The organism is Amphibacillus sp. Q70 (assembly GCF_052055485.1).
In the GTDB taxonomy this organism is placed as follows: Bacteria; Bacillota; Bacilli; order Bacillales; family Amphibacillaceae; genus Amphibacillus.
Genome location: NZ_CP197171.1, coordinates 3541510 through 3555882, shown reverse-complemented (window position 1 = coordinate 3555882; position 14373 = coordinate 3541510). Strand labels below are relative to the sequence as shown.

The 14373-nt window shown below is 36.3% G+C and carries 15 protein-coding genes; 12 read left to right on the top strand and 3 right to left on the bottom strand.

Features of this window, described 5'->3' with window-relative positions; genetic code table 11:
- Positions 1-7 precede the first annotated feature (7 nt).
- Positions 8-784 (top strand): cyclase family protein, encoded by a 777-nt coding sequence (locus ACS127_RS16110; RefSeq protein ID WP_440896036.1) that lies wholly within the window; start codon positions 8-10, stop codon positions 782-784.
- A 180-nt stretch (positions 785-964) separates the two neighbouring features.
- Positions 965-2755: an excinuclease ABC subunit UvrC gene (gene uvrC / locus ACS127_RS16105; protein WP_440896035.1), complete on the top strand. Its 1791-nt coding sequence runs from the start codon at positions 965-967 to the stop codon at positions 2753-2755.
- 425 nt (positions 2756-3180) lie between these two features.
- On the opposite strand, the gene ACS127_RS16100 is transcribed toward uvrC, so the two are convergent.
- A complete protein-coding gene (locus tag ACS127_RS16100; protein WP_440896034.1) occupies positions 3181-3615 on the bottom strand; it encodes a YslB family protein in 435 nt (144 codons plus the stop codon).
- Positions 3616-3859: 244 nt separating this feature from the next.
- Between ACS127_RS16100 and ACS127_RS16095 the strand changes: the two genes are divergently transcribed.
- Complete coding sequence (locus tag ACS127_RS16095; protein ID WP_216398326.1) at positions 3860-4084, top strand: helix-turn-helix domain-containing protein; 225 nt, start codon at positions 3860-3862, stop codon at positions 4082-4084.
- Between the two features lie 115 nt (positions 4085-4199).
- The gene (locus ACS127_RS16090; RefSeq protein ID WP_440896033.1) at positions 4200-4358 is read left to right on the top strand and encodes a hypothetical protein; all 159 of its coding nucleotides are present in this window, start codon (positions 4200-4202) and stop codon (positions 4356-4358) included.
- 667 nt (positions 4359-5025) lie between these two features.
- Here ACS127_RS16090 and ACS127_RS16085 read toward each other — a convergent pair.
- Positions 5026-5574: a GbsR/MarR family transcriptional regulator gene (locus tag ACS127_RS16085; RefSeq protein ID WP_440896032.1), complete on the bottom strand. Its 549-nt coding sequence runs from the start codon at positions 5572-5574 to the stop codon at positions 5026-5028.
- Positions 5575-5817: 243 nt separating this feature from the next.
- Between ACS127_RS16085 and ACS127_RS16080 the strand changes: the two genes are divergently transcribed.
- From ACS127_RS16080 to ACS127_RS16065, 4 genes are read left to right on the top strand one after another with little or no spacing between them, the layout of a single operon-like run.
- Positions 5818-6933: a betaine/proline/choline family ABC transporter ATP-binding protein gene (locus ACS127_RS16080; RefSeq protein WP_440896031.1), complete on the top strand. Its 1116-nt coding sequence runs from the start codon at positions 5818-5820 to the stop codon at positions 6931-6933.
- Positions 6930-7571, top strand: coding sequence for an ABC transporter permease (locus tag ACS127_RS16075; RefSeq protein WP_440896030.1), 642 nt, complete (start codon positions 6930-6932; stop codon positions 7569-7571). Before ACS127_RS16080 ends, ACS127_RS16075 begins: the two co-directional genes overlap by 4 nt.
- A 25-nt stretch (positions 7572-7596) precedes the next feature.
- Positions 7597-8502 carry a glycine betaine ABC transporter substrate-binding protein gene (locus tag ACS127_RS16070; protein ID WP_440896029.1) on the top strand — a complete coding sequence of 302 codons (906 nt, stop codon included), beginning with the start codon at positions 7597-7599 and terminating at the stop codon, positions 8500-8502.
- 21 nt (positions 8503-8523) lie between these two features.
- A complete protein-coding gene (locus tag ACS127_RS16065; RefSeq protein WP_440896028.1) occupies positions 8524-9168 on the top strand; it encodes an ABC transporter permease in 645 nt (214 codons plus the stop codon).
- Positions 9169-9768: 600 nt separating this feature from the next.
- Here the strand turns inward: ACS127_RS16065 and ACS127_RS16060 are convergent.
- Positions 9769-10179, bottom strand: coding sequence for a hypothetical protein (locus ACS127_RS16060; RefSeq protein WP_440896027.1), 411 nt, complete (start codon positions 10177-10179; stop codon positions 9769-9771).
- Between the two features lie 697 nt (positions 10180-10876).
- Here ACS127_RS16060 and ACS127_RS16055 point away from each other — a divergent pair.
- The 4 genes from ACS127_RS16055 (at position 10877) to ACS127_RS16040 (ending at position 14341) form a co-directional block, all read left to right on the top strand.
- The gene (locus tag ACS127_RS16055) at positions 10877-11476 is read left to right on the top strand and encodes a hypothetical protein (protein WP_440896026.1); all 600 of its coding nucleotides are present in this window, start codon (positions 10877-10879) and stop codon (positions 11474-11476) included.
- 407 nt (positions 11477-11883) lie between these two features.
- The gene (locus ACS127_RS16050; protein WP_440896025.1) at positions 11884-12339 is read left to right on the top strand and encodes a MarR family winged helix-turn-helix transcriptional regulator; all 456 of its coding nucleotides are present in this window, start codon (positions 11884-11886) and stop codon (positions 12337-12339) included.
- A gap of 23 nt (positions 12340-12362) precedes the next feature.
- A complete protein-coding gene (gene racE / locus ACS127_RS16045) occupies positions 12363-13181 on the top strand; it encodes a glutamate racemase (RefSeq protein WP_440896024.1) in 819 nt (272 codons plus the stop codon).
- Positions 13182-13336: 155 nt separating this feature from the next.
- Complete coding sequence (locus tag ACS127_RS16040; protein WP_440896023.1) at positions 13337-14341, top strand: GerMN domain-containing protein; 1005 nt, start codon at positions 13337-13339, stop codon at positions 14339-14341.
- Positions 14342-14373 lie beyond the last annotated feature (32 nt).

Genomic DNA, 14373 nt, shown 5'->3' with positions numbered 1-14373 from the left:
CTAGATTATGAAGTTAGTAGATTTGTCAGTTGCGATAGAAGATAGTTTACCCAGTGATCCACCGGGAATGATACCTAAAATAGAGTATAGTAATCATGATGATCAAGTTGATTATATGTTAAGTTTTTTTAAAGATGCTACACAAGAAGATTTACCTGATGGCAAAGCTTGGTCATTAGAAAATGTACAGTTAACGACGCATGCAGGGACTCATATAGATGCTCCATGGCATTACCATCCAACAATGAATAATGGTGAGAAAGCCTGGACGATTGATGAAGTTCCTTTAGATTGGTTTATTGGAAACGGTGTTGTAATTGATATGACTGATAAGCCAGATGGATATTTAGTTACTTCTAAGGATTTAATCGAAAAATTGGAGGAAATAAATTATACATTAAAAGAAAAGGATATTGTTCTCATCCATACAGGAGCATCGAAACATTGGGGTACTAAAAGATACCTAACAGCAGGTTGCGGTCTCGGTCGAGAAGCGACATTATGGCTTTTAGATAGGGGAATAAGAACGGTTGGAACAGATGCTTGGAGTTGGGATAGGCCTTTAGGCTTGATTAGTGAAGAGTTTTCGAAAACAGGTAATAAAGATATTATTTGGGAAGGTCATTTTGCAGGTATTGAAAAAGGCTATTGTCAAATAGAAAAACTAACTAATTTAGATCAAATTCCAGCAACAGGATTTACATTTATGTGTTTTCCAGTAAAAATTAAAGGTGCGAGTGCTGGATGGATTAGAGCAATAGCTATGGTGTCAGAGGCTGGATAAAGTAGTGTGGTCGAAATGAATTATTAAAAATTGCAATGCAAATGTAGGTTATTATAATAAAGTAGAAGCCCTCTGATTATTAGCATAATCCAAGGAGGGTTTCTTTTTTTAATGTAATGAAAATGAATATGTTATAATTGAGCTAATTATTTAATGAGAGATAGCAATGGAGTGTTGTGGATGTCAAATATCATTCAGGAAAAATTAGCCGTTCTCCCAGCGCAACCTGGGTGCTACTTGATGAAAGATAAGCAGGGTACGGTAATTTACGTAGGAAAATCAAAAAAATTAAAAAATAGAGTTCGCTCCTATTTTACCGGTGCGAATGACCAAAAAACCCAACGTCTTGTTCAAGAGATTGTTGATTTCGAATATGTTGTCACTTCTTCAGAAATTGAAGCACTTATTTTAGAAATGAACTTAATTAAGAAATATGACCCTCGCTACAATGTGTTATTAAAAGATGATAAGAGCTATCCATATTTAAAAGTAACGCATGAAAGACATCCCCGTTTAGTTATTACGAGGAGAGTTTTAAAGGATAAGGGAAAATATTTTGGGCCTTATCCAAATGTATTGGCTGCAAGGGAAACAAAGAAGCTTTTAGATCGTATTTATCCTTTGAGAAAATGTAATAACAAACCGGGTGACCATTGTTTATACTATCATTTAGGTCAATGCTTAGCTTGTGCAGATGAGCCACCATCCCCCGAAACCTATCAAAAAATTGTTAATGATGTCGTTTCTTTTTTAGGTGGTGGACACCAGGCAATTAAAAAAGATTTAAAAGAGAAGATGCAGCAAGCAAGTGAAGTTTTGAATTTTGAAAGAGCAAAAGAACTTCGTGATCAAATCCAGCATATTGATGCCTTGATGGAACGACAAACGATGGCCTTGAATGATCGAGTTGATCGGGATGTTTTTAATTACAGTTATAATAAAGGCTGGATGTGTGTGCAAGTTTTCTTCATTCGTCAAGGTAAATTAATTGAACGCGATGTTTCCATTTTTCCATTTTATACTGATGCAGAGGAAACGTTTGTCAGCTTTATTGGCCGATTTTATTTACATCATAATCATATTAAACCCAAGCAAGTTCTTGTACCCGCTCCAATTGATTATCAGTTATTATCAGAATTACTTGAAGTCGACGTTACCATACCTTATCGTGGCAGAAGGAGAGAGCTCATCGAGCTGGCAGGGAAAAACGCTGAAATTGCTTTGGAAGAAAAATTCTCGCTTATTGAACGAGATGAAGAACGAACGATTAAGGCAATTGAGCGACTTGGTCAACAACTCAATATAGAAATACCACATCGAATCGAAGCGTTTGATAACTCAAATATTCAAGGAACGGATCCAGTTTCAGCAATGGTTGTTTTTATCGATGGAAAGCCAGATAAAAAGGAATACCGTAAATATAAGGTAAGAGATGTTAAGGGACCTGATGATTATGAAACCATGCGAGAGGTTGTTAGAAGGCGTTATACACGTGTATTGAAAGAAGATTTACCTTTGCCTGATTTAATACTTGTAGATGGTAGTAAAGGACAAATGTCAGCGGCAATTAGCGTTTTAGAAGATGAATTAGGGCTTGATATTCCATTGTGCGGTCTAGCTAAAGATGATCGACACAAAACAAGTGAATTGCTATATGGTGATCCACCAACTGTGATTGATCTTGATCGAAAATCTCAGGAATTTTATCTTATTCAGCGAATTCAAGATGAAGTCCATCGTTTTGCGATTAGCTTTCATCGTCAATTACGAGGAAAAAGTGCCTTTAAATCGATCCTTGATGAGATCCCCGGTATTGGGGAAAAGCGTCGTAAGTTATTATTGACCCATTTTAAATCGATTAATGAAATTAAAAATGCACCGATCGAAACAATTAAACGTCTAGGGATACCCGAGCCAACTGCCAAGCAGATCCAAATACATTTAGAAGATCAAGAAAATCTCAGCCTTTAGAGGCTAACTATATAAAGTCAACAGTTTTTGTCTCTTCTGTTACTTTCATGCCATGTGAAAAAGATAAGATCTATGCTCAATCGCATCTAATTCAAGTCATTTATTGCGGGTCGCTCCTTTTAAAAGATGAAAGTGAGATAAACGCTAGTCAAGATTATCGAGTTTATCTTCATAGCTAGCAATCCCATGCTCAGAATCATAGCAGAAGGGCCATTTTTGAGAAGTGTCTACTTTAGTCATATAATAGCCTTTCTAGTCAGATAAAAAAGCTGTTACACAATCAATTTTATTGTGTAACAGCTTTTTTTAGCTTGGTTTTGTCCTAGCCTCTTATTATTGGATATGAATTTTCAGTCTCAGAATCACTTCTGAGTTCATATTATATAAGTCTAAAATGAAAAGAATAAGACCAATTTTTTAACATTTTAATGATAATGCTGAACTCGTAATTCGATATAATTTTTCTTAGGTTTTTCTTCTTCGATACATTCACAATGAAACGAATTGATTTGTTCCATTGCTGCTGCTAAGAATCCTGATTCTAGACGATAATCTGTTTCAATACCTAAACGATACCGTTCAGAAATCGATCTTGTTTGTAATTTGAAAATATGTTCAGAACGCTTTTCTTTGACAAGCTCCAGCGTTCCCCAGCCTGTTTTATAAAAAAATATAGCAATTTCTTCAATTGACTGAAAAGATAGCTCACGTGCCAGATTTTTTCCCATTACATATAAAATTTTTGGAGCATCTTTTCCGAGTAAATCAGGTAATGCTACATACCTTAACAAATCATAACCTGTACCTGTAGTTTCTAACTGATCAACAATTTTTTCTATTTGTTTTTTGTTTTTATGCATTGAACGTGCCCCCCTCTAAGTTAAAACCTATATCTATATTATCACTTGACTGGTCATTGTTTGCAATCATTTTAATTAATTTAATTACTGATCAATACCCCAAATAATATCATTTTAAAAATAAAAAAGGAAACTCGATTCAATCATCTTCACAGAAACTAAATTAGAACATAAAATACCATGACTACATGTATTAATACCCTTTCAATCCGCAACTTTAACGACAGCAAGGAGGGGTCTAGATTTGAAAGATGACGACTATAAGCCGAAGCAAATATTAACTAAACGTGAAAAAGAGGTATTCGAATTACTCGTGCAAGATAAAACAACAAAGGATATCGCTGATGAATTATTCATTTCTCAAAAAACAGTAAGGAATCATATATCCAACACAATTCAAAAACTGGGTGTAAAGGGGCGAGCACAAGCTGTAGTAGAGCTATTACGAATGGGGGAATTAAAGCTCTAGCAGAAACCGACTTTCTTTTTAGAAAGTCGGTTATTTTTCATCTGGCGAAAATATACATAATGAGTGCATATGAGGTGATAATAATTTTTAAATAACTATTTAAAGGAGAATTTGTATGGGAAAAAGTAGCCAAACTAAAAAGGGTTTAGCTTCTAGTAAGAAATCAAGATCAGCTGGAACTGATCCTAATAAGGTAAAACAGGAAATTCAAAAAGACATAAATGCTGGACAAGGCGCCATGACTTCTCGAGAAGCAGGAGGGATGAGAGATTAAAATTAATCATGATATCACGGTCATAATCACTGAGGATAACACTCTGAACTCTTTATGACTAAACTCATGAATATTCTCGATCTTTTGATAAGTGTAACTTGATGATTAATTTATAGTTTATCCTATGTAGCTGTCCGTAACTCTTGGGGCAACAGGGTGTTGTTCACGCAATTGCTTTCACAGGTCTTTTTGATGGGGCTGGACTGGGGAGTGCAATTAACGCTACCCTCACAGTACACTGTTCCTGTATAATTAGTTTCGTTTTAAATTTGAAGGTTGAAGGGAGATCAAATATTAATAAAAAGTCTAAGTGCTCCTCAGTAGCACTTAGACTTTTTATCTTAAATGGTGATCAGCCTATAAAATGCTTTCTCAAGAGTCAAAGACATTTATAATCTTCTGAGTTCAAGTAGACTAATCATGATATATCTAATGAATTCTTCAGCTTCTCGTAAGACTTTCCCTATCTTCACTTTTGCTTTAAATAGTTTAGCTTCGCTGCAAAATTGCCAAGTCCAGCGAGTAGATTCAGCTTTACTTTGTAAAGTTGGTGTTATTAAAAAGCATTATTTGCTTCAATTACAGTATTGTTATTTATGGCATTGGTTTATGTTAGTGCGATTGTATCGACCATGATTACCAATAAAAAAATTCATTAGGAATATGGCTAACTTCCATTCGAACCTGTTTTTTTAGGAATGAATTCGAAGATTTTCTGTGATTCAAATAGTTCAATAAGACGCTCAATCCAATCATAATAAGCTAAAGACTCTGTTGAATCATTTAAATAAAACTGGGCTTGTTCTTTTATGTCATCTGCTACACTTGTATCATTAATTATATGTTGTAAATCCTGACGGTTACGTGCGATTATTTTACGATTGCGTAAAATAACAGAATGCCAATTAGTGGTGAATAAGGAGATGAATGTTTGATAATAATCTTCCTCGACGATATAGTGATCCTTTCGCGAACCTTTAACAAAAGCCTTTTCTGCGATATTATAATGCACCATCTCACGCAGAACTTGACTCATACGAGTTTTACTCATATCAGTGATTTGAGCAAGCTCATCCAAGTCAAGGGCTCGACCTTCATAATAAATGGCCGCAATCACTCGTCCAATTGTTGCAGGAAATCCATAAGACTTTATATTTTCTGCAATTTGTTCACTGATTCGATGTTTTATCTGTTCAAGCTTTTCTTCATTTTTCATTGAAATCAGTCTTCTCCTAGTTTTTATTTAAGTGTAGCATAGGAAAAAAATAGCTCAACTTGCAAATGAGCGAGCATTCGGGAGTAAATTGGATGAATTGTAAGGAAATAGACTTTATACATTCTATAAAGTTTATATTGTATAAAGTTTATACCAATTAGCGCTTATATCGTACTTTGTTTATTTGGCAACTTTCGTTAAGCTAAATATAGCAAAAAGAACGAATGAAGGAAGGGACAGCTTTTGATTGAATTAAAGAATATTAATAAAGTGTATGAGGATGGTTTTCAGGCCTTAAAAGGAATCGATTTAACTTTTGAAGAAGGAAAAATAAATGTCCTGATTGGACCAAGTGGTTGTGGAAAAACAACAACTATGAAGCTGTTAAATCGTTTGATTGATTATACCGAAGGTGAACTAATCGTTGATGGACAGCGAATTACCGAAATGAATCCGATTGATTTACGCCGACAAATGGGGTATGTGATCCAAAGTATTGGGCTTTTTCCACATATGACGATCTTTGATAATGTTGCTGCTGTACCAAAGCTTTTGAAGTGGGATAAAGCTCGTATTGAACAAAAAGTTGATGAGTTACTTAAAATGGTTGACCTAGATCCAGAGATTTATAAAACGCGTTACCCAAACGAATTGAGTGGTGGCCAACAGCAACGAATTGGTGTTATTCGTGCATTAGCAGCAGAACCAAAGATTATTTTAATGGACGAGCCGTTTAGTGCGCTTGATCCAATTAGTCGTGAACAACTTCAAGATGAGTTAGTTAACTTACAACAAAATATTCAAAAGACCATTGTCTTTGTGACGCATGATATGGATGAGGCGATTAAAATTGCCGATCAAATTATTTTAATGCGTGAGGGGCAAGTTGTACAAAAGGGAACGCCTCAAGAGCTTTTAACTGCACCAGCAAACGAATTTGTGGAAGAATTTATTGGAGTAGAACGTTTAGAACAGGCCAAAGGACTGCCGCCAATGACAGCTTTTGTTGATGAGAACTTTCCTTCCGTGACAATTAACCAGTCCATTGATGATGTAATCTCTCTTATGATCAAGCATAAAAAAGATCAACTCCCTGTCGTGGATATCGATCATAAATATCTTGGCATTGCGTCACTCTATGATGCCATCCGTGCATCAGATCAATCATTATCGGAGCTCGTGAATCCAGATATTATTGCTTATCGACGCTCAGCTGAAGTAGAAAAATTTGTCGCAAGTAAAGATACGATTGCACCGATCATTGAGCCAGATGATACATTTATCGGTGTTCTCGATCAGGAACTACTCTTAGAAAAGATTCATGAAAAATTTGGCGCTAAAAGTGGTGTAGAGGTATGAGTTTTTTTACTGATTATATGGATTTTTGGTCCATTCGTTATGAAAGTATTTTAATTTATTTATTAGAGCATCTAGCGATCGCTTTCATTTCTGTTTCCTTAGCGATTATATTGACTTTACCATTAGCGATTTGGATGACAAGATTGAAAAGTGAACGCATAAAGAATGTGATCTTTAATATTGCTAATTTTTTTCAGACGATTCCGACAATTGCCATGTTTGCTTTGCTCATTCCAATATTAGGGATTGGTTTTCCCCCCGCTGTTGTCGCTTTATTTCTTTATGCTTTATTACCATTACTCCGGAACACGTATGCTGGCATTCAGTCCATTGATCAGGGTATTGTTGAAGCGGCGAAAGGAATGGGCTATAACAAGTTCCAACGTTTAATCAAAGTTGAATTGCCAATTGCTTTGCCATATATCATGTCAGGCATTCGTACGACAACCGTTTATATTATTAGTTGGACGACATTAGCCGCTGTTATTGGTGCTGGTGGTCTAGGAGATTTAGTGATCGCTGGTATAGGGTCGAACAATAACTATATGATTTTTACGGGGACGCTTATGGCGATATTGATTGCTTTAATCACTGATTTACTATTTGGATTAGTAGAGAAAAAACTTTCAAAAGCCTAATTTAGAAAAGGAGAATGATTTAGTGATGAAAAAGCTTATTTTTACGAGTTTACTAGTATTTAGTTTATTAATAATCACCGCATGTGGTGGAGGGTCTTCAGCAGGTGGAGAGGTATTTGAGTTTGGTGCCCAAACCTATACTGACCCTAAGATCGCTGGCCAGCTTGTTAAAATATTAGTTGAAGAAAATACGGATCATGAAGTGAGTATTACTGAGGATATTCAAGCAAGTCCACAAGTCATTGCTTCCTTGGATCGAGGAGAGTTTGATTTTGCCTTATTATACTCAGGTGAAATCTACAATAATTACTTTGATGATATTGAATACACGACGGATCCACAAGAGACAATTGAGATTGCCCAACAATCTTTCGACGAAGCCTATGATATAACATGGTTTGATACCATAGGATTTACCAATGAATATGCATTCGCTATTCATGAAGATTTTGCTGAAGAAAATAATATTACTAACGTATCTGATCTGGAATCATATGCAGATAGTCTAATCTTGGGGACAGATACAACTTGGCTTGAACGTGATAATGATGGTTATCGTGCCTTTATTGAAACTTATGGCTTTGAATTTGGCGATACGAGAGGAATGGAAGTTTCACTGATGTATGAAGCGATCGCTAGAGATGAAGTGGATCTTGTCATGGCTTATACGGTTGACCCGCAGATTCCTGAGTATAATCTACGTACTTTAGAGGATGATGAACAATTTTTCCCACCGTTTGATGCCTCTCTAGTTGGTCGAAATGAAACTTTAGAAGAATACCCAGAAGTCAATCAAATTTTTGAAGACTTAGTTGAAACAGTGGAAACAGAACAAATGTCTGAAATGATTCGTCAAGTTGATTTTGAGGGACGGTCTACTGAAGAGGTTGCACGTGAATTTCTAATTGAAGAAGGTTTACTAGATGAATAAAGAGAAAATGGGGTTCTCAGCATGGATTTTATCTTAGAACTTGGTCGTTATATGGCAGACAACGGATCAGAACTATTTGCTTTAACAATTGAGCATATTTTAATGGTTGTTTATGCCATTGCGTTAGCGCTAATTGTTGGTATTCCACTTGGTATTCTTGCTGCTAAGGTTGAAAAATTAGCTCCCGTTATTCTATCACTTGTGAATATATTGCAATTAGTTCCGAGTATCGCGATGCTTGCTATTTTATTGCTTTACTTTGGACTTGGTTTCCAGACGGTTGTTATTGGCCTGTTCCTGTATTCACTATTGCCAATTGTTCGGAATACGTATGTTGGTATCAGGGAAGTAGAGAGTGGTGTGACTGAAGCGGGCAAAGGTATTGGTATGACGCCGTTACAGCTACTCATGAAAGTCGAGTTCCCTTTATCTATTCCATTTCTTATGGCGGGTCTTCGGGTTGCAGCAGTCATTGCTGTCGCCGTCGCAACAATTGCACCTTACATTGGTGGTGGCGGACTAGGTAAAGAAATCATTAGTGGAATCAGCTTTCAAAATGATATTCGTATCTATGCTGGTGCTGTTCCAGCAGCTGCACTTGCCATAATAGCAGATCTCATTTTGGGTATTGTTGAAAAACGTACGAAAAAGCGATTTGCTAATTGATTATAGTGGAATAAGGTACGAATACAAAAAAATATATACAAACACGTTTTAATGAAAGATGCCGGTTTTGATTAATCGGCATCTTTTTAAGTTATGCAAAAAGAAAAGAGGAATCAACAAAAACGTTATAATCGAATATACTTAACTACGTTGTTTATTTCGTAGAAACATAAACGGTTTTACCTGAACATAGTGGGATATAAAGTTATGGCGAAGCATGTCCTTATAGCTAATTCATTAAAATGTTTGTAGTGCGCACTATTGGACGACTGGTCCGATCGCGGCTTTGCCTCCAAGTCTCACGTCCTAGACTGGTCCGCATTGTAAAGAGGCGTTCTAAGATCACAACAGGAAGACACGGACAATCTGCGCCCACAACAACTACCGACCGCCGCTTGGCGGAGACCCCACGAGTCCTGTAAGAGGGAACAGGGAAACGTTATTTGGGTGACTTGGGACAGTCGATAAGCTGTTGTGGACGGTCAAGGCGGTTAAGGTCTCGACAAAGTCCAATTTTCAAACCTCTACGCCATATTGCTTAGCGGCAACAACAATCTGTTTCATTTCGTCATTTATTCATTTTTTTGTCTGTTTTCTGAGTTAAATTTTTCCGAATAGATTCGGCAACGTTCGGATTTTTAGCCTTAAGGAGTTTAGTTGCGTCTCACACACAGCAATTTCTGCTTTCTTTAGTTCTCGTTTCTTGATCGTTAGTAATCTATTAAACTCTTTAGTAACAACGCCCTTAAACAAGTTCTTATACGTATTACTTGAGTCCAATAGAACAACAGTTATCAACTTAGGACCTTCACAAATAATCTCGAATACTTCTGTAATATACTTCGTAGTAATCCCTTCTGGGATCGTCTTTACGGTACTAGCAATAGATTCCATAATCCAAACCAAACTTGTGCTTTCAGATTCGATATTAAGTCGTTGACGGATTCGTTCTCGTGCATGACTGCTTAGGTAGAATGTTCTGTTTTCTGCGACGATTTCTCCGATCTTCATATCGTTTTACTCCTTGTCTTTTAATTAATTGATTCGCTTTAAGATGAATTACTCTGAATGATTCCTTGGTGAGGCTATCATCTTTATTGACAGCTCCACCCTTAATTGTTATAATGTGTATATAGATAGTTACGTAGAAAAATAGTCCACCAGTTTTCCGAATTTGTCTTCGGAGAATTTTCGTGTTAATTGCTTTAGTTTTCTGCGTACTGAATAGTGATGTATACCTAATTCTCTTCCGGCACTTCTTAGCGTAGGTTCGTCGGACGAGAGCCACGTCTTAACGATTGCCGTCGTTAATTCGTCTTCATCGGAAATGAGCGCCCGCCGTGATCAGTTGCCGCTGAATGTGCTCAGTTTCCGATTTTTCATATTCAGACACTGCTTGAGAATCTACTAAATACATAGTTGTTGTAGTTGATTTATTGTTATCGAGAATATCGTCTATACTTTCGCTTTGGTACGTTTGCCTAATCCTCAGTTCTTTGTTTACACAGTTTTTTGTAAGACAAAATGTGGTTCTCATAGCGAACAATTCGTCGCCGCCATGTGCGAGTCCAAAGCGCCATGTTTCATCGAGTAATTTTTTAGTTTTTCTATCAAATTATCCTCTCCTATATATAATTAAATTCTCAGGTGGTCTTTGGCACACTTTCTTAGAAATTATTTTAAATTAATTTATTTAAGGAGTTTTAGAATGAAAGAATGGAAAAAATTGAACCTTATAGAAAAGATAATTGTTACAGTCGGCATTTTAATCTTTATAATCTTTCTTTTATATAAACTGAACGATAATTCCGTGACAGATCCAGTAGCGAACGATGTTATCCAAGAAGAGCATGATCAAGATTTAGGCAACGATCTTGAACATGCTGACTCAACCGAAGAACCCAATGATAAACCCGAAGAAATTCGAACCCTCGTATCCCAGTATATGGAATTTATTAGAATGAGTGGAGAAGACGTGCAAGAAGCCGGTCAAGTCTTAGTAAACAGTCAAGACTTAGAGAGGGCTTCTGAGTATCTCCAATCTTCGGAGGAACTCGCACGACAAGCAATTGATCTTTACGAACAAAATGTTGAAGTTGACGATCTCTCCGACGAGTGGATTCGCGTTCATTACAGCATAGAGTCTGCAAACAGTAGCCTCACAACGTTCTATGACGGAGCTGTTTCCGCCATGTCCGAAGGAGATGTGGACTCGTTCAATGAACTCCTAGAACATTACGAGTTTGCGGCTGAGACACTAGGTCATGCTGCTGAGGACATACCTCCTGCCGAGTTTCTATTAGAATAGGGTCGCTGACATCTGTTAGCGGCTTACTTTATGCCTTTCAACCGATATGTATCTAGCTTATTGGTGTCCTATCTCCTATCAAAATCCGTATAGTCTAAGTCATGTAGATTAACGTAATTCCCTAGCACATCCACTATTCTTTCGTTAAGTCTTTGCCCAGCTTTCTCATTATCTCCACCTAGAATCACATCTGGTTTTATCTGAACATAATGGGTTCAAAATCCATTCAACAACAATACAATGTTCATAGTGCTAGATGCCTTGCTGTTGTCAAAGTTAAAGAAAATTTTACTTTTATTGATTCTGGCAAAATGTATTTGGACTCTGCTTTCTAAAACATAAATATACCTAATTTCGATAAATATGTTATGATACAAAGAGATATTCTATTAAGGGAGGGGTTTCTGGTGGGAAGCGATGTAGAAGATCGTCCAATTGCTGAGATTGAGAAAAATATCCGTTACATAAATGGTATTATTAAACATAAAGGACGGGAGATTTTAAAAAACTATTCAATTACAGCGCCTCAGTTTATTGCCTTACAATGGTTACTAGAAGATGGAGATTTAACAATTGGAGAATTATCTCATAAAATTAATTTAGCTTTTAGTACAACAACTGATTTAGTTGATCGAATGGTAAAAAACACGTTAGTCGAACGAAAACGTGACAGTAATGATAGACGTGTCGTTAGAATTCATTTGCTACCAGAAGGTCGCGAGATTATTAATGAAGTGATTGAGAAAAGGCAAGCCTATTTACGCACAATTCTAATTGATGTTTCAACTGAAAAAGTAGATATGCTCCACGAAGTGTTAGCACTTTTATTAGAAAAGATGAAGTGGGATCAAGAAAATAATTAAAAATATATAAAAGAGGGATTGAATTGGATCAACCAATAGGCGTTATTGATTCAGGTGTTGGAGGTCTAACAGTTGCACGTGAATTAATGCGCCAATTACCAAAAGAACAATTAATTTATTTAGGTGATACCGTTCGTTGTCCTTACGGGTCACGACCAGAAAATGAAGTCATTCAATACACACTCGAAATGGTTGACTTTTTAATGGAAAAAAAGATTAAGTTACTTGTCATTGCATGTAATACAGCAACAGCCTATACACTAGATTTATTAAGAGAGAAATTGTTGATACCGGTGATTGGAGTTATTCAACCTGGTGCTCGATCGGCTATTAAAGTAACAAAAACAAATACGATTGCCGTGATTGGTACAGAAGGGACAATAAATAATAAAGCTTATCCAACGGCTTTAAAACATATTGCACCAGATTTAACAATCTACGATCAAGCCTGTCCAAAATTCGTTCCTCTCGTTGAAAGCGGTCCTTTCTCTAAAGAAGTAGTTGAAGAAATTGTTCGTGAATCATTACAACCTCTTCAAGGACATCAAGATTTAGATACGTTAATTCTTGGTTGCACACATTATCCGATAATTGCTGATGAAATTCAAAAAGTGATCGGCAGGGATGTACAAATTATTTCTTCAGGAGAAGAAACGGCTCGAGAAGTGAGTGCTATTTTAGCTTATCAACAATTATCCTACGAAGAAGATCGAATACCTGATCATAAATTCTATACAACAGGTTCTCCGATATTATTTGAACAAATTGCGAATCATTGGATGGATCACCCTGTTCAACATGTTGAACAAGTTACAATTGAACAAACACAAAATGACAAGTAGTTAAATCTACTTGTTTTTTTAATACATCTAGGTCTAATTTTTTCAAAGGGCTCGTATATATATTAGTACAAACCATCTGAGGAGGGTACAAGGTGAATAGACGAGTCATAATGAGGAGAATAAGCCCCTGTATATTGATAGTTATTAGTTTTATAATGTTGGTAGGATGTAATTCTTCTGATGAGGAAGTATTAGAAGATATCGATGCACCAATAGATCAAGCTGATGAAACAGAAAAAGAAGAGGATGTTGGTGAGTTAGAAGAAGGTGATCAAACGGCTGAGACTGTTGCTCGTCAACTTTACTTATTGAGTAAGGAAGGCATTGTCGTTCCACAAACTGTTGAATTACCTAGAATAGAATCAGATGAGGTAGCGACACAAGTTTTAGAGTATTTAGTAGAAGATGGTCCGGTAACAAATCTATTACCGAGTGGTTTTGAGGCGGTATTACCTGCAGGAACTGAAGTTTTAGGATTAAATCTAGAGGAAGATGGAACAATGATTGTTGATCTCTCTGAGGAATTTAATGAATATGATGGTGAAAAAGAGCAACAAATCATTCAAGCCATGACGTATACACTAACACAATTTGATAATGTAGAGAAAGTAAAGTTGTGGATTAATGGCTTCGAACAAAACACGATGCCTGTTAATGGTGCACCACTTCAAGATGGCTACTCACGTGCAAACGGTATTAATATAATTGATACTGAAGCCATTGATTTAATTAACAGCCAAGCAGTTACAATCTATTATCCAACACAACTCGAATCAAATATTTATTATGTTCCTGTTACTCAGCATATTGAAGTAGAGGAAGATCTCAATAAGAGTATTGTTGAAGCCCTCCTCAATGGACCAAGTTATGAATCTAAATTGCTTCATGTCTTTAATCCTAACGTTAAATTACTTGAGGTCGACACATCAAGTGAAGGCGTGCTGTCAATGGAGTTTACTGAAGAAATATTAGCTGATGTAAATGAAGCTTATATAGCCGATGAAGTGATTGAAACCTTGGTACTTACACTAACTGATCAACCTGATATTTCTGGAGTGTCTATATCTGTTGAAAATGTGGAACAAATATTTAATGAACACGGTGTACCATATAGCGAACCAGTAACCCGAGATTCTTTCGTTCCAACAGGAAGCCTTTAAGCTGATTTTCAGCTTCTTTTTTTTTATTTTTA